15 protein-coding genes are annotated in these 19,348 nt (G+C 38.5%); 11 read left to right on the forward strand and 4 right to left on the reverse strand.

The genetic code is table 11. The annotated features are described in order from the left end of the window. Nucleotides 1-15: 15 nt before the first annotated feature. Nucleotides 16-1,032, reverse strand: coding sequence for an AI-2E family transporter (locus tag JGE69_RS06330; RefSeq protein WP_005067939.1), 1,017 nt, complete (start codon nt 1,030-1,032; stop codon nt 16-18). A 166-nt stretch (nt 1,033-1,198) separates the two neighbouring features. Next, nucleotides 1,199-1,894, reverse strand: coding sequence for an HTH-type transcriptional repressor FabR (gene fabR, locus JGE69_RS06335; RefSeq protein WP_002118668.1), 696 nt, complete (start codon nt 1,892-1,894; stop codon nt 1,199-1,201). Nucleotides 1,895-2,034: 140 nt separating this feature from the next. On the opposite strand from fabR, the gene JGE69_RS06340 reads away from it, so the two are divergent. Both JGE69_RS06340 and JGE69_RS06345 read left to right on the forward strand, forming a co-directional pair. Then, the gene (locus tag JGE69_RS06340; protein ID WP_017480609.1) at nt 2,035-3,105 is read left to right on the forward strand and encodes a ferredoxin reductase; all 1,071 of its coding nucleotides are present in this window, start codon (nt 2,035-2,037) and stop codon (nt 3,103-3,105) included. Between the two features lie 12 nt (nt 3,106-3,117). Next, nucleotides 3,118-4,212: a fatty acid desaturase family protein gene (locus JGE69_RS06345; protein ID WP_002118415.1), complete on the forward strand. Its 1,095-nt coding sequence runs from the start codon at nt 3,118-3,120 to the stop codon at nt 4,210-4,212. A gap of 48 nt (nt 4,213-4,260) precedes the next feature. Here the strand turns inward: JGE69_RS06345 and JGE69_RS06350 are convergent, their stop codons facing one another. Continuing rightward, the gene (locus tag JGE69_RS06350; protein WP_199113075.1) at nt 4,261-4,962 is read right to left on the reverse strand and encodes an SIMPL domain-containing protein; all 702 of its coding nucleotides are present in this window, start codon (nt 4,960-4,962) and stop codon (nt 4,261-4,263) included. A 467-nt stretch (nt 4,963-5,429) separates the two neighbouring features. Here JGE69_RS06350 and JGE69_RS06355 point away from each other — a divergent pair, with 467 nt between their 5' ends. The 3 genes from JGE69_RS06355 (at nt 5,430) to JGE69_RS06365 (ending at nt 10,055) form a co-directional block, all read left to right on the forward strand. Continuing rightward, on the forward strand, nt 5,430-6,803 hold the full coding sequence (locus JGE69_RS06355) for a diaminobutyrate--2-oxoglutarate transaminase (RefSeq protein ID WP_002118718.1): 1,374 nt from the start codon (nt 5,430-5,432) through the stop codon (nt 6,801-6,803). 2 nt (nt 6,804-6,805) lie between these two features. Then, nucleotides 6,806-8,338 (forward strand): pyridoxal phosphate-dependent decarboxylase family protein, encoded by a 1,533-nt coding sequence (locus JGE69_RS06360; RefSeq protein ID WP_199113074.1) that lies wholly within the window; start codon nt 6,806-6,808, stop codon nt 8,336-8,338. 286 nt (nt 8,339-8,624) lie between these two features. Next, nucleotides 8,625-10,055 carry an aldehyde dehydrogenase family protein gene (locus tag JGE69_RS06365; RefSeq protein ID WP_199113073.1) on the forward strand — a complete coding sequence of 477 codons (1,431 nt, stop codon included), beginning with the start codon at nt 8,625-8,627 and terminating at the stop codon, nt 10,053-10,055. Nucleotides 10,056-10,126: 71 nt separating this feature from the next. Here the strand turns inward: JGE69_RS06365 and JGE69_RS06370 are convergent, their stop codons facing one another. Continuing rightward, the gene (locus tag JGE69_RS06370) at nt 10,127-10,612 is read right to left on the reverse strand and encodes an Lrp/AsnC family transcriptional regulator (protein ID WP_004700117.1); all 486 of its coding nucleotides are present in this window, start codon (nt 10,610-10,612) and stop codon (nt 10,127-10,129) included. 134 nt (nt 10,613-10,746) lie between these two features. Between JGE69_RS06370 and JGE69_RS06375 the strand changes: the two genes are divergently transcribed. The 6 genes from JGE69_RS06375 (at nt 10,747) to pstB (ending at nt 19,287) form a co-directional block, all read left to right on the forward strand. Then, on the forward strand, nt 10,747-12,468 hold the full coding sequence (locus tag JGE69_RS06375) for an alpha-keto acid decarboxylase family protein (protein ID WP_199113071.1): 1,722 nt from the start codon (nt 10,747-10,749) through the stop codon (nt 12,466-12,468). 141 nt (nt 12,469-12,609) lie between these two features. Further along, nucleotides 12,610-13,989: an amino acid permease gene (locus JGE69_RS06380; protein ID WP_014207315.1), complete on the forward strand. Its 1,380-nt coding sequence runs from the start codon at nt 12,610-12,612 to the stop codon at nt 13,987-13,989. Nucleotides 13,990-14,466: 477 nt separating this feature from the next. Then, a complete protein-coding gene (locus JGE69_RS06385; protein WP_002118975.1) occupies nt 14,467-15,498 on the forward strand; it encodes a substrate-binding domain-containing protein in 1,032 nt (343 codons plus the stop codon). A gap of 99 nt (nt 15,499-15,597) precedes the next feature. Then, nucleotides 15,598-16,977: a phosphate ABC transporter permease subunit PstC gene (gene pstC, locus JGE69_RS06390; protein ID WP_002119004.1), complete on the forward strand. Its 1,380-nt coding sequence runs from the start codon at nt 15,598-15,600 to the stop codon at nt 16,975-16,977. Further along, a complete protein-coding gene (pstA, locus tag JGE69_RS06395) occupies nt 16,974-18,371 on the forward strand; it encodes a phosphate ABC transporter permease PstA (RefSeq protein WP_199113069.1) in 1,398 nt (465 codons plus the stop codon). Before pstC ends, pstA begins: the two co-directional genes overlap by 4 nt. Nucleotides 18,372-18,384: 13 nt before the next feature. Beyond that, complete coding sequence (gene pstB / locus JGE69_RS06400) at nt 18,385-19,287, forward strand: phosphate ABC transporter ATP-binding protein PstB (protein ID WP_032004490.1); 903 nt, start codon at nt 18,385-18,387, stop codon at nt 19,285-19,287. Nucleotides 19,288-19,348: the final 61 nt, after the last annotated feature.

Here is a 19,348-nt window from a genome sequence, read left to right on the forward strand (position 1 = left end):
TACATCGATTTTGAGTTAGATAAGACCAGCGTCTTTTAATTCTAGCTTTAAATAAGCATAAAAAATTGGAGCTGCGATTAAACCACCTAAGCCAAAAATTGACTCAAATACTAGCATTGCTAATAAAATCTCCCATGCATTTGCATTGATTTTATGCCCAATAATTTTAGCATTAATAAAATATTCAAGTTTATGAACCAAAACGAGATAAAGTAATGCTGCTCCTGCTAGTCCTAGGGAAATGGTAAGAGCTGCAATAAACGTTAAAGTGTTTGAAAGTAGATTCCCCAAAATTGGAATGAGACCAAACATAAAGGTCAAAATAGTTAAGGTTTTGGCAAAAGGAAGGTGAACTCCCCAAAGCGGCAACAAAATAAAGGCGAATAAAATAAAGAGCAGGGTGTTAATCGCTGAAATTTTTATTTGGGCAAAAACAACATTTTTAAATGAAATTGATAATTTTTGAATACGCTGGATAAGCAGTGACTTAAAAACAGGCTGAGGCGTACGGCGATGAAAACCATGTATTGCCACCAAAATACCAATAATTAATCCCATGACCATAGTCACGAAGTTATGCAAAATATCGGAACTGGTGTTTTTTAGAGTAGTCACGTTATCTTTCATAAATGCAAAGATCTCGTCTTTTAGATCTGTCACGCTATCAGGAATATAACCTGGAAGATATTTTGTGATCTCTGCTTGCAAATGAAGTAAGGTTTGATCAACTTTGCTATTAATACTATGTAATCCGACGCCTTTTAGATCGTATACAACGAAACTAATCAGACTCGTTATGAAAAAACCAATAAGTGAGATGGTGACGATACTGAGTAAAATACTAATAAAAATACGGGCTCTTTGGCCATCAATATAACGTTCTACAACCGAACTTAAACTAATAATAATTTCATAAATGAGAAAGCCTGCAAAAAAACTTGCTAATAAATGTAAGGGGATAACCGAAAGCAAAAAGATGCCCATAAGAATGTAGCTTGCAATCAGACTTTGACGATTATTCAAATTTTGCATGTGGATCCCTGAGATCGTTGGGAATATAGGAGAAAGAGCAAACGGAATGATTATTTATACTCTGGCAAGCTATTCGCTTCAATCAGTGAATTATATTTTTATTGGAAAATAGAGGAGTTAGATGTAAAAATGGCCTGTTCATCAACAAGCCATTCATTAGATCATTTTAGCGAATTTTTGCTTCATCTAGATGACGTGCGCCTTCTAAAATCATCCGAATCATAATCATGGTTTGTTCAGCAACTTCTGCACGTTGATTGATCGGCAAATCAATCACTTTGGCGCCCATGTGAAACACAAGTTGAGTAATTGCTTTTGCAACAAGGTCTGGGTGATACAGGTGATTGTTATTTAACCGTTCAAGACGAATTAAATCTTCTTGTAGCTCTTGCTGAAAAAAGTTGAGCTGGCGGTCTACGGCAGCCTTATAAGAAGCAGAACCTGTAAAACTTTCACGTAGTAATAAACTTAAATTACCTTCATCGGCATCGAGTTGTTGAAGGAAAATATCGACGGAACTACGAATAATACTTTCTTGTAAAGAAGCACGTAGGCGAGCCTGACGGATAATTTTACGTAAAACGATACCTGCGCGGTCAATTAGAGAAATTGCTAATTCATCAATATCTTTAAAATGTCGATAGAAACTATTTGGGGCAATTCCTGCTTCTCGAGCTACTTCACGTAAACTCAATGAAGCAATACTTTTTTGCGGACCAATGAGGTTTAAAGCGGCCTGAAAAAGTTCTTCTTTAGTAATTGTCGCTTTTCTTCCAACAGAACGCGTAGCTGTTTTAATTTCAATGACATCTTGTTGTTGAGGTGTGTCATTCAGGTTCTGAGAAAGTGAAGATTGGGTCATGCTGTTCAATATATTTGTAAACTCTCAGGATTATAGCCTTAGAAGCTGAACTTGTGAAATTGTAATTAAAAGTACGGGTGTATATACAAATATATATACATGTGTATAATAATTAAAAAAGAGCGACAGAGCCTTCAGTTATGCAAGCAATCGAAAAGAGAAATTCTCTATTCAATTCATTGACACAAGCCATCTTTGATAAAGAAATGGCTAATTTCTGGCTACAAAAAGTTAATCCTTTATGGTCTGTAAAACATGGCCTTGTTCAAATTGTAAAAAAAGAATTTGTCGCTCACGACATGGTGAGCCTGACGCTAAAATGTAACCGCTTAGTGAAAATGGGCGTTGCAGGCCAGCATCATCCTGTAATTGTAGAAATTGCTGGTCGTCGCTATGAACGTACTTATAGTTTGACGCAAATAGATGCGCAGCACTTACGTTTAACCGTAAAAAAAGTTGCAGACGGTATTGTTAGTAACTGGTTTATTTCTGAAAGCAAAATTGGTGATGTTTTTGAGCTGGGTCAACCTTATGGTGATATGCAACAAAACATCAAAACACCGAATTTAATTATGTTGGCTGCGGGTAGTGGTATTACCCCAATGTTGAGCCTAATTACTGCGATTAAACAAAGCCAGCAGTTAGATAAAGTTCAGGTACAACTTTTATATTGGGTGAAACAACGTTCAGATGCAGCTTTTGTTGAATACTTTGAAAAAGTTGCACAGCAATATCCGAACTTTAATTATCAGGTTTTCTATACACAAGAAACCCCAAATGATGAGCGTTTAAATGCAGAGCATTTAGCATTAGTTGATGATGTAGAAAACAGCACAATTTATGCGTGTGGACCTTCTGGTTTTGTGGCGACTGTTGAGCAACTTTTTGAAAAAGCTCCAGCCGTTTTAACAGAAGCATTTAGCTTAACAAATGAAAGCTCTGCTGATGATATTGGTTATGTGAATGTCACATTAACCCAGTCTAATAAGGTGATTGCAATTCCTAAAGGCCAGTCAATTCTGGTTAGCCTTGAACATGAAGGTCTTAAACCAACTCATGGTTGCCGTATGGGAATTTGTAATAAATGTGTTTGTAATAAATCACAAGGTTCAACACGTAATTTACTCAACGGTAGTGAAAATACTGAACCAAGCCAATTACTCAAAATTTGTGTGAACTCAGCAAAATCCGATCTAGTTATTGATCTTTAAGAGAGAACTCTTATGAATATGCCAGTGAAAGTCGAATATTTTAAAAATCCTAAAAATCGAGATTTGACTCCAGCAGAACTTGATGCATTTGCAAAAGAGCTCGATCAGATCAAGCAAGAGGTATTGGATGATTTGGGTGAGAAAGACGCTAAATATATCCGCCGTGTTTATGCTGCGATTCGTTATAGTAGCTTTTTAGGCCGAGCATGTTTGTTTGCAGGTTGGTTCCCACCAGCGTGGATTTTAGGAACAGGCCTATTAGGCTTCTCTAAAATTATGGAAAACATGGAACTCGGTCATAACGTGATGCACGGTCAATATGACTGGATGAACGATCCTAAATTTAATGGTCAAACTTACGAGTGGGATACAGTTGGTACTTCTGATAACTGGCGCCAAACTCATAACTATAAACATCACACCTATACCAATATTAAAGGTATTGATGATGACATTGGTTACGGTTTACTTCGTTTATTTCCAGAGCAACGCTGGAAGCCGGGTTTCTTACTTCAACCTGTTTATAGCATCCCATTTTGTTTATTGTTCCAATGGGGCGTAGCTATTCAGAATCTTGAAATTGGACGTGTCCTTTATAAGCGTAAGAGCATGGCAAAGTTCTTGGAAGAGTTAAAACCTGTTAATAAAAAGATTGGTAAACAACTTTTTAAAGACTATGTTTTCTTCCCTTTAATTGCAGGTCCGGCAGCTTTACCTGTATTTACTGGTAATTTGGTTGCGAATGGTCTTCGTAATATCTGGACATTTACGATTATTTTCTGTGGTCACTTCACAAAAGATGCAGAAGTATTTCCAAAGTCTGTTTTACAAGAAGAAAGCCGTGGTCACTGGTATATGCGCCAGATTCGTGGTTCTTCTAACTTGAAAGGTTCAGAAGCATTACATATTTTAAGCGGACATTTGAGCCATCAAATTGAGCACCATTTATTCCCAGATATTCCAGCGCGTCGTTATCGCCAAATGGCTCCAAAAGTGGAAGCTGTATGTAAAAAATATGGCCTAAATTATAACAACGCAAGTCTGGCTAAACAGTTTGGACAGGTGGTAGGCCGTATCTTTAAATATGCTTTACCTTTTAAAAAATAAGTCAAAAAAAAGCCCTGATGAGTTCAGGGCTTTTTTTAGAGAAACAAATTATTTAAACTGAATTGAACCGTTTGCATTTACAGTAATTTTAGACTCACCAGCTGCCATGTCCTGAGCTGGTGCAGCTTCGGCCATAGCAAATTTAGCCATGCTGGCACGCATTACAGGTTGTGGGAAATAGTTATTTGTGTTCAGGTTTAGAGTGACCAAAGTATATTGGTTTTTATTCCAAGCTTGGGTCAACATTTGAGCACGTTGTTGGAAGTTTTTAGATGCTTCTACCATTAACTCATTTTCAACTTTTTTACGTTGTTCATCAGAAACCGTAAAATTAATCGATTGAGTTTGGAAGTTTTGCTGTAATTCGTTTACTAACTGGCTAGCAGCTTTAAAGTCTTTACTTTCAAGACGGATTTCAGCACGGCCACGCCATTCTTTTAACTTATTGCTATCGTTATCGTAAATTGGATAAGTGCTTTGAGCACCAGTTTCCACTTTTACTTGAGGATATTTACGAGAAATGCTAAGCGCTTGATTCATTAATTGATTAATTTGATTTGAAAGTTCAGCTGGTTGTTTGTTACTTTTTTCAATATATAAAGTCGCATGCATTTCATCATTAGAAACTTGGCGAGAAGCTTCGGCTTGTACATTTACAATATTGTAGTTCAAAGCATTATCATCCTGAGCAAAAACTAAAGGGCTAAGGAGGGAACCTAAAAGAAGGGTTGATACGGCTAAAGTACGCATAAATTTTTCCTTTAAAAATTAATATAAATTTAATTTTTTTCATTAAGAAATGTTAAACATAACTTATGCATAACTTTTGCAGATTTTGTGGCGTATTTGTAATATTGAGATCAGTTTTTTTAAATGATGGCTAATGTGAAATCTTTTAAAAAATAGTAACTTAAAAATAAAATATTTCAATGTAAACTAAAAAATCAAAGTAATATAAAAAAAGAATATTTTCTTTAGGTTGTCACATAGTATGATGATAATTCATCATAACTATTGGGATGATACATTTTTTCAATAAGATTAGATGAGTAAAGTACATAAAAGACGTTTTTTTTCTTGTAAAATTAGGTATCATCGCGCTCCTAGTTACAAGATATAAAATAAGTGTCTTTGCTAGTTCTATAAAGCACCGAGTCAAAGGACCAATCGTCACCAGACTTATTTCTTTCTACCCCTATCAGAGATGGTAATCCGATATGAGCGTTACTTCCGTTAACCCTGCCACTAATGCTACTAACGAATATTATTTGACTCGCCAAAGTCAAATGGAATCAAATGTTCGTAGCTATCCACGTAAATTACCGTTAGCGATAGCGAAAGCACAAGGATGCTGGGTTACTGATGTTGAAGGTACACAGTACCTTGATTGTTTAGCTGGGGCAGGTACATTGGCTTTAGGTCATAATCATCCTGCGGTGATTCAAAGTATTCAAGATACATTGGCAAGTGGTTTGCCATTGCATACTTTAGACTTAACCACACCTTTAAAAGATGCATTCACTGAAGCATTGTTAGCATATTTACCTGGTGGTAAAGAAGAATATTGCTTGCAGTTCTGTGGTCCTGCTGGTGCAGACGCAACTGAAGCAGCAATTAAACTTGCTAAGACTTACACTGGCCGTAGTTCAGTGATCAGTTTTTCTGGCGGTTATCATGGTATGACCCATGGTGCACTTGCTATGACTGGTAACTTAAGTGCAAAGAATGCAGTTAACGGTTTAATGCCAGGCGTACAATTCATGCCATATCCGCATGAATACCGCTGCCCACTTGGTTTAGGTGGGGAAGCTGGTGTTGACGCTTTAACTTACTACTTTGAAAACTTTATTGAAGATGTAGAAAGCGGTGTAACAAAACCGGCTGCTGTTATTCTTGAAGCGATTCAAGGTGAAGGCGGCGTAGTTACAGCACCAGTAAAATGGTTGCAAAAAATCCGTGAAGTGACTGAAAAGCACAACATCGTTTTAATTTTAGACGAAGTTCAAGCTGGCTTTGCTCGTTCAGGCAAAATGTTTGCATTTGAACATGCAGGTATTGAACCTGATGTTGTTGTAATGTCTAAAGCAGTAGGTGGTGGTTTACCACTTGCAGTATTAGGTATTAAACGTAAATTTGATGCTTGGCAACCTGCTGGTCACACGGGTACTTTCCGTGGTAACCAACTTGCTATGGGTACTGGTCTTGTCGTATTAAAAACGATTAGCGAACAAAATCTTGCTCAAAATGCGCAAGAGCGTGGTGACTTCTTACAAGCTGAATTTAAAAAATTAGCTCAAGAATTCCCATGTATCGGTAACGTACGTGGTCGCGGTTTAATGATCGGTGTTGAGATCGTTGACGAGCGTAAACCAGCTGATCGTATTGGTTCACATCCTGCTGATTCACAATTAGCTGCTGCGATTCAAACTGCTTGTTTCAACAATAAATTATTGCTTGAAAAAGGTGGCCGTAACGGTACAGTAATTCGTTTACTTTGTCCGCTAATCATCACTCAAGACGAGTGTGTTGAAGTAGTTGCTCGCTTTAAGAAAGCAATTGCAGAAGCATTGGTTGCAGTACGAGGCGCATAAGTATGGTGGATTTTGCAGAACATCGTAAAGCGTTACTCTGCAATGATGCACAATCCATTGCTGACTATGAGTCAGCAATGGGCGAAGCGGTAAAAGCCGTTTCAGCATGGTTGCAAAATGAAAAGATGTACACTGGCGGTAGCATTAAAGAATTGCGTTCAGCAATTTCTTTCCAACCTTCAAAAGAGGGTATGGGTGTACAAGAATCTCTTCAACGTATGATTGAGCTTTTCTTGAATAAAAGCTTGAAAGTACATCATCCACATTCATTAGCACATTTACACTGCCCAACCATGGTGATGAGCCAGATCGCGGAAGTGTTAATCAATGCAACTAACCAGTCTATGGACTCATGGGATCAAAGCCCGGCGGGTTCATTAATGGAAGTTCAGCTCATTGATTGGTTGCGTCAAAAAGTAGGTTATGGTTCTGGTCAGGCTGGTGTTTTCACTTCTGGCGGTACTCAATCTAACTTGATGGGTGTATTGCTTGCTCGTGACTGGTGCATCTCGAAAAACTGGAAAGACGAAAATGGTAATCCATGGTCTGTACAGCGTGATGGTATTCCTGCCGATGCAATGAAAAACGTCAAAGTCATTTGTTCTGAAAATGCACATTTCTCTGTGCAAAAGAACATGGCAATGATGGGCATGGGCTTCCAGTCAGTTGTGACTGTTCCTGTGAATGAAAATGCACAGATGGATGTAGATGCTCTCGAAAAAACGATGGCGCATCTTCAGTCTGAAGGTAAAGTTGTTGCTTGTGTCGTTGCGACAGCAGGTACGACTGATGCCGGTGCAATTGACCCATTGAAGAAAATCCGTGAAATTACCAATAAATATGGTTCATGGATGCATATCGATGCGGCATGGGGCGGTGCATTAATTCTGTCAAATGACTATCGTGCAATGCTTGATGGTATTGAGTTGTCTGACTCGATTACCCTCGACTTCCATAAGCATTATTTCCAAAGCATTAGCTGTGGCGCATTCTTGTTGAAAGATGAAGCGAACTATCGTTTCATGCACTACGAAGCTGAATACTTGAACTCTGCTTATGACGAAGAGCACGGTGTACCAAACCTTGTGTCTAAGTCATTACAAACGACTCGTCGTTTTGATGCATTGAAATTGTGGATGACAATCGAATCACTAGGTGAAGACCTTTACGGTTCAATGATTGACCATGGTGTAAAACTTACTCGTGAAGTTGCAGATTACATCAAGGCAACTGATAGTTTAGAACTTTTAGTTGAGCCTCAGTTTGCTTCGGTATTATTCCGTGTTGTTCCACAAGGCTACCCAGCTGAGTTTATCGATAGCTTGAACCAAAACGTAGCGGACGAATTGTTTGCACGTGGTGAAGCAAATATCGGTGTAACAAAAGTTGGTAATTTACAGTCATTGAAAATGACAACATTAAGCCCTGTTGTGACATTCGAAAACGTTAAAAACCTTTTAGGTCAAGTATTGGCTGAAGCTGACCGCATTAAAGATGCAATTGCTTCTGGTAACTATGTACCACCAATTGACTAATTGAGTTGATAACAAAAAAGCTCGGTTTATTACCGGGCTTTTTTATGGCAGATTGTTTTTATTTGGATTGTGTATGAAGAAAAGAATACATGCACAAATCATGCATATTTTCAAAAAACAAAAATAATTATGCATGATTTATGGGGAGCAAATTTCTTATTGTATTGATATGTCCCCAATATTTTTGGTCACATTGATATATCAATATCGTACTTACTTTAAATAATCCCGCTTTAACTGAAAAAAAGTAAGTGGCTGTAATTACAATTAAGACAAGGAAGAAGAAATGCAACAAGCGAATATGCTCAATGAATTTAAACTCATTATTGGCGGTCAACTTTGTTCAGGTGAACAAGGTGAACTAGAAATTCTTAACCCCGCTACAGGTTTAACTGCTGCACGTTGTGCAAAAGCTTCAGTTGCGCAGGTAAATCAGGCAGTGAGTGCTGCTAAACAAGCATCTAAAGCTTGGCAACAAGTTTCACACGAAGAGCGTAAGTCAATCTTGAACAAGATTGCAGATGGCATTGAAAAGCACGCTGAAATGCTTGCAGAGTTGGTTGTGCTTGAACAGGGTAAGCCACTCTCACTTGCGCAAATGGAAGTGCAGGGTGCAATTGGCTGGACTCGCTATGCGGCTGCGATGGATTTACCTGTAGAAGTAATTGAAGACAGTGAAACTAAGCGTATTGAGCGCCATCGCCAACCATTAGGTGTAGTGGCTTCAATTACACCTTGGAACTGGCCACTGATGATTGCGGTTTGGCACATCATGCCTGCATTGCGTGCGGGTAACGTGGTCATTAGTAAACCTTCTGAATACACGCCACTCTCAACTTTGCGTTTATGTGAAATCATTCAACAAGAAGTTCCTGCTGGCGTAATTTCAATTGTAGTTGGTGCTGGTGAGATTGGTGAAGCATTATCTTCTCATCCAGATGTGCAAAAAGTCGTGTTTACGGGATCAACGCGAACTGGTCAACACATTATGGCTGGTGCAGCTCAGCAGCTAAAACACTTAACTTTAGAACTTGGTGGTAATGACGCTGGTATTGTATTACCAGATGCAAATATCGATGAAATTGCAGCTAAGATTTTTAACATGGCGTTCTTAAATGCAGGCCAAACATGCGCGGCGTTAAAACGTCTATATGTGCATGAAAGCCAGTATGAAGCTTTATCTCAAAAGTTAGCTGATATTGCCAACGCCCAAGTTGTAGGTGATGGTATGGCGTCTTCTACAACATTTGGTCCAGTACAAAACAAAATGCAATATAGCAAAGTGAAAGCTCTTATTGCTGAAGCCATTGAACAGGGGGCAAAAGCACTTTCAGGGCAACAGCAGCTACCAGAGCAGGGCTACTTTATTGCACCAACTATTTTGACTGAAGTTTCTGATTCTTGCCGCGTGGTGCAAGAAGAGCAATTTGGACCAGTGTTGCCTGTTTTAAAATATACTGATATCAACGATGCTATTGCTCGTGCCAATGACAGTGAGTTTGGTTTAGGTGGCTCAATTTGGTCTTCTGATATTAAAGCCGCTCAGACTTACGCTAGTCAGCTTCAATGCGGAACTGTTTGGATTAATACCCATGCTGAGGTTCTGCCTCATGCACCTTTTGGTGGCTGGAAAATGTCTGGTCTAGGTGCTGAATTTGGTCTGGAAGGTTTACTTGAAAATACGATCGGGCAAACAGTTCATATTAGTAAAGTCTAAATATTAATTTTAAGGCGGATCTAGTATCCGCCTTTTTATTTTCACTTTTAAGAGTGAAAAGCTGAGTTAGTTTATTGAGAGTGATGATAGCTCATGCTTTTAGGTTTGATTAAAAAATGATTCTGTTCTTTAATTTTTTTAAGAACGATGTAAGACTTTATATGACCAATAAAATTATAAGAAAGTAATCTTTCAGTCACAAATTGAGAAAGCTGTTCTAAATTTTCAGCAACGACTTTTAAAATAAAATCTGCATCACCACTAATTGAAAATGCATCCTGAATATTGTCTTCAGCTTCAATGAGCTCTTGAAAAGCCTGCTGTGATTTTGCTTCGTGTGTCCTTAAATTAATATGAATCATTGCTGTAACTTCTAGGCCTAGTGCCTGCTGCTGGATGCGTGCCGTGTAGCCTAGAATTATGCCTTTTTGCTCAAGTAGCTGCCTTCTTCTTGAACATTGTGAAGCAGATAAACCAATTAAATCTCCTATTTCCTGATTGGTGAGTCGTCCATTCTTTTGTAGTGCCTGAATGATTTGCCAGTCGAACTTATCCATTGCATAAAATCCTTTTATGATACACAAATCATGTATTTTTATTAAAATGCGTTTTCATTATGCACGAAATCTAAAAGATAGATGAAATATTATTTTTCTATGGAATAAAAATTGGCCTCAAAGGATATAGAGCAATGTTCATAGAAATCGGTGACTTTTTAAATCTTCGTTTAAAACAAATGGGTATCCAACATCTTTTTGGAGTACCTGGTGATTTTAACCTCTCATATCTAGAACAAGTTGAAGCAGACCCACAACTCGAATTTATTGGAAATTGTAATGAATTAAATGCTGCCTATGCAGCAGACGGTTATGCACGAATTAACGGTTTTTCTGCCTTGGCAACCACTTATGGTGTAGGTGACTTAAGTGCGATTAATGGTATTGCCGGTGCCTATGCAGAAAATGTACCTCTTATTCATATCTCAGGTATTCCGCCTTTACATGCGGTTCAAAAGGGCACATTAATACACCACACGCTTGTCGATGGTAACTACGACAATATTATGAACTGTATGAAAGAGTTCACAGTTGCCCAAACACGTTTAACTCCTGCAAATGCAGCTTTTGAAATTGACCGTGTATTACGTCAGTGTTTTCTGGAACGCCGTCCTGTACACATTCAACTACCTGGTGATATTACTCACGTTAAAATTGAAGTATCTGAGCGTCCGCTTGACTTAAGCTACCCAGCTGTTGAACCTGAATTATTACAAAGTGTGGTAAACAAACTCTGTGACATTATTGAGAATGCTCAAAGTCCTGCACTTCTTATTGATAATGAAGCTTCAGTTTTTGGTGTAACTTCACTTTTAAATGATTTATCTCAAAAATACTCAATTCCATTTGCAGGTATGAATACTGCAAAAAATATTATGGATGAAGGCTCGCCTCGTTATATCGGAACTTATGTGGGTGGGGCAAGCCAACCTCATGTAAAAAATATCATTGAGCAATCTGACTGTTTAATTGGTATTGGCGCACGCTTTACCGATGTAGGCTCAGCTGTATTTACTCATCAAATTGAGACCAAGAACTACATCGAAATTAAATCTTATGGCTTAAATATTTTTGGTCAGGATTTTCCGGGTATTGAAATTGGACAATTACTTGTCGAGCTAAATAAAAAAGTTGCGCCACGTAAATCAACAACACCTCTTCTTGAAAAACAACCGTCGAAAGTAATTGAAGCTCCAGCTCAACAAAAGCTTAGCCAAGATGTGCTTTGGAACTACATTTCAGGGTTCTTAAAAGAAGATGATGTAATTATTGGTGAAGTGGGAACATCAAACTCTGCTTTGTCAGGTATCAAACTTCCTGCCACAGCTAAATATATTGCTCAGCCGCTTTGGGGTTCTATTGGTTACACCTTACCGGCTTTGCTTGGTAGTTTGTTAGCTGCTCCTGAGCGTCGTCAAATTCTATTTATTGGTGATGGTTCATTCCAGCTTACGGTACAAGAGCTTTCTACGATTATTCGTCATGGTTTAAAACCAATCATTTTCTTGCTGAACAACGGTGGCTACACCATTGAGCGCCTAATTATGGGTGAAAATGCGGCCTATAACGACGTGCAAAACTGGAAATACACTGAAATTCCTGCGGTATTTAACGGTAAAAAAGGCCATACAACTTATGTGGTTGAAACCGCTGGCCAGCTTAAGAGCGTTCTAGATAATGTTCAGCAAAATGATCAGTTAACTTTCATTGAATTAAAACTACCAGCAATGGATGCGCCGGTAAGTTTGAAAAAATTTGCTTCTGTGATTGCTCGTTTTGATTACGGTGATCGCGGCTACGAAATTTTAAAGGAGCGTTCCCAACCGATTAAATGTAAGGATGCAATCTCTTTTTAAATAGAAGACAGGACAAGTCTTCTCAAAAATTAAATGGACTCACATTACAGCAAACTTATGTCCGAAGATCGGTTCCTGATCTTCGGATGTGGTGCTGAATAAAGGTGTACAGGAAGTGACACCAACATTGGAGATAATGTTATGGATGCAAACAATAAGCACGAGTTAAAACAAGGCTTATCCAATCGGCATATTCAACTCATCGCACTCGGAGGGGCGATTGGTACAGGATTATTCTTAGGTCTTTCACAAACAATTAAATTGGCTGGTCCTTCAATTTTATTAGGATATGCAATTGCAGGAATTATTGCCTTTTTAATTATGCGCCATTTAGGTGAAATGGTTGTTGAAGAGCCGGTCAGTGGTTCTTTTAGTTATTTTGCGAACAAGTATTGGGGCAAAATGGCGGGTTTTATGTCTGGCTGGAACTATTGGGTATTATATGTACTCGTCAGCATGGCTGAATTGAGTGCGATTGGGACGTTTATACAGTTTTGGTGGCCTGAAATTCCGACATGGCTGACTGCTTTATTTTTCTTTATTTTAATTAACGGCATTAACTTGGTAAATGTTCGCTTTTTTGGGGAATCCGAGTTCTTATTTTCCTGCATTAAAATTGTTGCCATTTTAAGCATGATTGGTTTCGGTGCTTATCTTTTACTTTCAGGCTCAGCAGGTCCGCAAGCGGGTGTTGCAAATTTATGGCAACACGGTGGTTTCTTCCCGCACGGGATTCACGGTTTTGTCATGGCTTTAGCTGTCATTATGTTTGCATTTGGCGGATTGGAATTAATTGGTATTGCTGCAGCTGAAACGAAGAAACCTGAAACGACTATTCCTAAAGCAGTAAATCAGATTGTGTACCGTATTTTAATTTTTTATATCGGTGCAATCGGTATTCTTTTATGTCTTTATCCATGGAACATGGTGGCAGAAGGCGGCAGTCCATTTGTTATGATTTTCCAGTCACTGAATAGTAACGGTGTTGCGAACGTTCTGAACTTTGTGGTCTTGATTGCTGCTATTTCAGTTTATAACAGCTGTATCTATTGTAATAGTCGTATGTTGCATGGTTTGGCAGAGCAGGGTAATGCTCCTGCAATTTTGAAAAAAGTAAACAGTCGCGGTATTCCGGTTCCAGCAGCAGTTGTTTCTGCATCTATTACAGCAATATGTGTGGTCGTGAATTATCTGATTCCTGGTCAAGCTTTTCAGCTCTTCATGATGCTTGTGGTGGCTGCACTTGTCATTAACTGGCTCATGATTTCAGTGACGCATTTGAAATTTACTAAAGCAATGAAATTGCAAAGACGCCAAACTAAGTTCCAAAGCATTATGAGTCCTTGGAGTAATTATTTAACCATTAGCTTTGTATGCTTTATTCTTATTATTATGGCAATGACTCCAGATATGAGATTGGCAGTTATTTTAGGACCAATCTGGCTTGCTGTTTTAGCTGTGATGTACTTCTTAAAATATCGTAAAAAAATGGTTGTTCTGCCAGAAGTACAATCGAATTGATCCTTTAAATTGACAATGATATTGCGGTTATCAGCCTTAAGGTTGGTAACCCTTTATCTCTTGTCATATTATTTTCATGTTACAAAGAAATTGTTTTTTTCTAGAAATTTTTAATAATAATTTTAATGACAGAAAATATTTAAATAATAAAATTAATAAATCACTAAATTACCGTTTTTTAATATATTTATAATACCTTTTGTTTTTATATTTTATAAAAAATAAAAATTTAATATTTTTAGATAATGTCATAATATAGATTGATAGAGAGGATAAAATAATCTCTATATTTAAAATAACTAATTGATAGTACATAAAAAATATTAATGTGACAGTTAACAATATCGAAATCATTAAAGCGTCATCATACTGTAACTTAATTGTCATATTTTCTATTCACAATGCAGCTATCGAAGAGCGTACAAGCACTCAACAAAAAGTGACGTACAACCTATTGCATTAATGAGAGAGAACAGAATGCGCTTAAATCCACGTCAAATCGCAATTGCGTTAGCAGTAACTGGGGCAGCTGTAACAACGACTGCAAATGCAGCTCGTGATACGATTCAAATTGCTGGTTCTTCAACTGTATTACCGTTTGCCAGTGTTGTAGCTGAAGAGTTTGGTAATACTTTCCCTCAATTTAAAACTCCTGTAGTTGGTTCTGGCGGTTCTTCTGCTGGTTTGAAACAATTCTGTCAAGGTGTTGGCGATAACACGATCGACGTTGCTAACGCTTCTCGTAAAATTAAAAGCACTGAAATCGAAGCTTGTAACAAAGCTGGTGTAAAACAAATTCAAGAAATCAAAATCGGTTACGACGGTATTGTATTCGCGTCTAACTCACACAAAGCAGCTTATAAATTAAAACCTTACCACGTGTTTGCTGCTTTAGCTGCACAGTTGCCTTCAAAAGGTAAATTGGTTCCAAACCCATATACAAACTGGAATCAAATTGATAAAACACTTCCAAATGAACCGATTACTCTTGTAATCCCTGCATCTAACCACGGTACTCGTGAAGTTTTCCAAGAGAAAATGGTTGAAGCTGGTTGTGAAGCATATGAATACTTCAAGAGCTTAGATAAAGATGCTCAGAAGAAAGCATGTTCTACTTTCCGTAAAGATGGCCGTGTAATTGAAATTGCTGGCGACTATACAGAAACATTAGCGCGCTTAAAGACTTCTCCAAGCGCAGTAGGCGTGTTTGGTTTAAGTTTCTATGACATGAACCGTGACAAATTACGTGTGGCAACAGTAAACAACGTTGTTCCATCTGAGAAGACAGTATTGAATGGTACATACCCTGTATCTCGCCCATTGTACTTCTACGTGAAAGGCGAACACTTAAAATCAGTTAAAGGCTTACCGCAATATGTAGAATATTTCGTAAGCAAGAAAGCAACTGGTAAAGGTTCTAAAGCTGAACGTGATGGTTTAATCGCGATGTCTGATGCTGAACGTGCAAAAGTTTTGGCTGACTTTAAAGCAGGTAAAACTGTTAAATAAGTTAGTTTGAATGAAGGCTGGTGATCTTAAGAGTTCATCAGCCTTTTTGTCTAACTTGTTTTTCCAAATTATGACAATTGAGAAAACAGTGGAGAGTACATGAATCTGCTACTTATCGGTGTGTTGTTAGCCCTCGTGGCAATTGCATATCAACTTGGGCTGAGAAAGAGCCGTAACATAGCAGGTAAGGGAAGCAACTCGGCGACGTTACATTCTCGTCCTGGTTATTATGGCGCACTGGTTGGTCTTTGGTGCGGTATCCCTGCTTTTTTAATTTTGATCATTTGGAACTTGGTTGAACCAAGTATTTTAAATCATATTATTTTTAATAATATTCCGGCGTCTGTAAGTGCTTCTCTTGATGAAGCGGGTAGAAGTGTATTGGTTGATCGTGTTCAATCAATTGCTTCAGGTTTTGGGGTGAGCGATAAACCGGCAGCCTACGAATTAGCTGCTGCTCAACAGTTTGCAAAATTTCAAACCATTGGCTCTTTTGCCAAATTTGCTGTTGTAATTTGTGCTGCTTTATTGGGGTTGGTTTGGGCAAAGAAAAAAATCAGCCAACAATATCGTGCTCGTAACCAAGTTGAACGTGCCATTAATGTTGGTTTGATTTTATGTTCTGGTGTTGCGATTTTAACAACCATCGGTATCGTTATGTCGATGTTTGGCGAAGCAATGCACTTCTTCCGTTTTGTCAGTCCAATGGACTTTTTCTTTGGTACAGAATGGAATCCGGGCTTTAGTACTTCTGGTAATGCTGAAGGCAGTTATGGTTTATTACCATTGCTATGGGGTACGCTCATGGTCAGTGGTATCGCTCTACTCGTTGCTGTACCAGTTGGATTAATGATCGCAATTTATTTAGCTGAATATGCTTCACCATGGTTCCGCTCATGGGCAAAACCGACAATTGAAGTCTTAGCTGGTATTCCAACAATTGTTTATGGTGTATTTGCCATGATGATTATTGGACCATTCTTTAAAGCAGCGGGTGCATATGTTGGTTTAGAGATTAATGCGACGAGTGCTTTAACTGCTGGCTTTGTAATGGGAATTATGATTATCCCGTTTGTTTCATCTTTGTCAGATGACATTATTACTCAAGTCCCGCGTGCACTACGTGACGGTTCTTTAGGACTTGGTGCGACTAAGTCTGAGACAATTCGTCAAGTCGTATTACCGGCAGCTTTACCGGGTATTACAGGCGCTTTCTTATTGGCAGTCTCTCGTGCTGTTGGGGAAACCATGATTGTGGTTTTAGCAGCAGGGAACAGTCCACTTTTACACGCAAATCCATTTGAAGCTGTTTCGACAGTGACAGTAACTATTGTAAAACAGTTGACTGGAGATACAGACTTCTCAAGCCCACAAGCATTGGTTGCATTCGCGCTAGGTTTAACACTATTTGTTATTACCTTGGGATTAAATATTGTAGCACTGTACATTGTGCGTAAATACCGTGAGCAATACGAATGAGTACATCAAATACATCGTCTCCTATGGATCAGAACGTATTTGATCCGAAAACTGCTGCCGAAACACGTGAACGACGTAAACAGGTTATTGAAAAATCCTTGGCTAAACGTCATCGTAAAGAAAAAGCTTTCCGTTTTGCGGGTTTCTCGGCAGTCATTATTGGTCTTGCATTCGTTGCTCTCTTGTTCGGTAGTATTTTGGCAAAAGGTTTACCTGCTTTTTGGCAAACCAGTATGAATGTTCCAATTTACTTTGACCCTAAAGTGATTGATGCAGGCCCAGTACCCGTACGTACTCAAGGTGAAACACCTGCACATTACCAAGAACGTTATGTTGATTGGCAAACTAAAATGGGTATGGTCGATTGGGATGGCATCATTGTAAATGGAATGATTGCTAAAGATCCTGCACTTGCATCACAACGTGACTACTTGAGCAGCTTATATGCAAGCTCGGAAGCTTATCGTCTACGTGATATGGTTTTTGCAGATTCATCACTTATTGGTAAAAAAGAAAATATTACCTTCTTAGGTGATGCGAACGTCGATGTTTGGTTAAAAGGTAATATTGATCGTTCATTACCAGATGATCAGCAACAACTTGATCCAGAAGTGCGTAAGCTTGCCGACGAGTTAAAAGCAAAAGGCGTTCTTGAAAGTACATTTAACATGAACTTATTTAAGAATCCTGACTCTCGTAGTTCTCCGGCAATTAGTGGTCTTGCAGGTGCATTCATGGGTTCATTGTTCATGATGCTCATCGTGATCATCATTGCGATCCCAATTGGTGTTGCCAGCGCAATCTATCTCGAAGAGTTTGCTCCAAAAAATGTTCTTACAGACATTATTGAAGTTAACATCAATAACCTTGCTGCTGTTCCTTCTATCGTATTTGGTTTACTCGGTGCAGCAATTTTCATTGGTTGGATGCATTTACCTTTATCAGCTCCGCTAGTGGGTGGATTGGTTTTAAGCTTAATGACACTACCAACAGTCATCATTACCACGCGTGCTTCATTAAAAGCTGTGCCGCCTTCTATTCGACAAGCTGCACTTGGTTTGGGAGCTTCTAAGTTCCAAACGATTTTCCACCATGTTTTACCGTTGGCATTACCGGGCATTATGACAGGTGCAATTATTGGTGTTGCCCATGCACTTGGTGAAACCGCACCTTTACTTTTAATCGGGATGAGTGCATTCGTTGCAAGTATTCCAACAACACCATTTGATCAAGCCACTGCTTTACCTGTCCAAGTTTACTTATGGCAAGGTAATGAGTTGCGTAACTTCTTCGAAGGCCGTACTGCCGCTGCGATTATCGTACTACTTGCACTAATGATTGGTTTAAACAGTCTTGCAATTTGGTTACGTAAAAAGTTCGAAGTGCGTTGGTAATAGAGGATAAATCATGAATACTATTGATATTACGAATTCCTTAGAAAAGGATAAGTTAGTGAATACTGAACAATCGCAATTTACAGATAAACCGCTGAATCATGGCACTTCGTATGTTTCGCATTTTGAACCACACACTTCAAAAAAGCAGAACTCAACTGAAATCAAGATTAGTGCACAAGATGCCCATGTTTATTATGGTGATTTTGAAGCCATTAAAGGTATTGATCTAGATATTTACCAAAACGAAGTGATCGCGTTTATTGGCCCATCAGGTTGTGGTAAATCGACCTTTCTTCGTACTTTAAACCGTATGAATGACACCATTGATGGTTGCCGTGTAACAGGTAAAATTACACTCGATAATCACAATATTTATGACCCAAATCTAGACGTTGTATTATTGCGTGCTCAGGTTGGTATGGTGTTCCAAAAGCCAAACCCATTCCCTAAATCTATTTTTGACAACGTGGCTTATGGCCCTAAACTTCACGGTTTAGCGCGTGATAAATATGACCTAGAAGAAATTGTTGAAAATAGCTTACGTAAAGCTGGTTTGTGGGATGAGGTTAAAGACCGTTTGAACCAACCAGGTACAGGTTTATCAGGTGGTCAGCAACAACGTTTATGTATTGCACGTACCATTGCTGTTAGTCCTGAAGTGATTTTAATGGATGAGCCGTGTTCTGCACTCGATCCAATTGCAACAGCAAAAGTAGAAGAACTTATTTCTGAATTGTCGAATCAATACACAATTGTGATTGTGACTCACTCAATGCAACAAGCGGCACGTGTTTCTGATCGTACTGCTTATTTCCATTTGGGTGATTTAATTGAAGTCAATTCAACTGAAAAAGTCTTTACTCAACCTGACCATCAGTTGACGGAAGCGTATATTACTGGTCGCTTCGGTTGATTAATAAACAATAAAAGAAAAAGAGCCACGTGCTCTTTTTTTTTATTTTATAAATGAAAAT

The sequence above is a fragment of the Acinetobacter sp. C13 genome (assembly GCF_016809775.1).
GTDB classification, from domain to species: domain Bacteria; phylum Pseudomonadota; class Gammaproteobacteria; order Pseudomonadales; family Moraxellaceae; genus Acinetobacter; species Acinetobacter pittii.

Excerpts from the sequence above, each read along its gene's own strand:
- JGE69_RS06330 (WP_005067939.1), bottom strand. The coding sequence starts at position 1,032 with ATGCAAAATTTGAATAATCGTCAAAGTCTGATTGCAAGCTACATTCTT.
- JGE69_RS06375 (WP_199113071.1), top strand. The coding sequence starts at position 10,747 with ATGTTCATAGAAATCGGTGACTTTTTAAATCTTCGTTTAAAACAAATG.
- JGE69_RS06350 (WP_199113075.1), bottom strand. The coding sequence starts at position 4,962 with ATGCGTACTTTAGCCGTATCAACCCTTCTTTTAGGTTCCCTCCTTAGC.
- JGE69_RS06370 (WP_004700117.1), bottom strand. The coding sequence starts at position 10,612 with ATGGATAAGTTCGACTGGCAAATCATTCAGGCACTACAAAAGAATGGA.
- JGE69_RS06345 (WP_002118415.1), top strand. The coding sequence starts at position 3,118 with ATGAATATGCCAGTGAAAGTCGAATATTTTAAAAATCCTAAAAATCGA.
- pstC (WP_002119004.1), top strand. The coding sequence starts at position 15,598 with ATGAATCTGCTACTTATCGGTGTGTTGTTAGCCCTCGTGGCAATTGCA.
- fabR (WP_002118668.1), bottom strand. The coding sequence starts at position 1,894 with ATGACCCAATCTTCACTTTCTCAGAACCTGAATGACACACCTCAACAA.
- pstB (WP_032004490.1), top strand. The coding sequence starts at position 18,385 with ATGAATACTATTGATATTACGAATTCCTTAGAAAAGGATAAGTTAGTG.
- JGE69_RS06365 (WP_199113073.1), top strand. The coding sequence starts at position 8,625 with ATGCAACAAGCGAATATGCTCAATGAATTTAAACTCATTATTGGCGGT.
- JGE69_RS06360 (WP_199113074.1), top strand. The coding sequence starts at position 6,806 with ATGGTGGATTTTGCAGAACATCGTAAAGCGTTACTCTGCAATGATGCA.
- pstA (WP_199113069.1), top strand. The coding sequence starts at position 16,974 with ATGAGTACATCAAATACATCGTCTCCTATGGATCAGAACGTATTTGAT.
- JGE69_RS06380 (WP_014207315.1), top strand. The coding sequence starts at position 12,610 with ATGGATGCAAACAATAAGCACGAGTTAAAACAAGGCTTATCCAATCGG.
- JGE69_RS06340 (WP_017480609.1), top strand. The coding sequence starts at position 2,035 with ATGCAAGCAATCGAAAAGAGAAATTCTCTATTCAATTCATTGACACAA.
- JGE69_RS06385 (WP_002118975.1), top strand. The coding sequence starts at position 14,467 with ATGCGCTTAAATCCACGTCAAATCGCAATTGCGTTAGCAGTAACTGGG.
- JGE69_RS06355 (WP_002118718.1), top strand. The coding sequence starts at position 5,430 with ATGAGCGTTACTTCCGTTAACCCTGCCACTAATGCTACTAACGAATAT.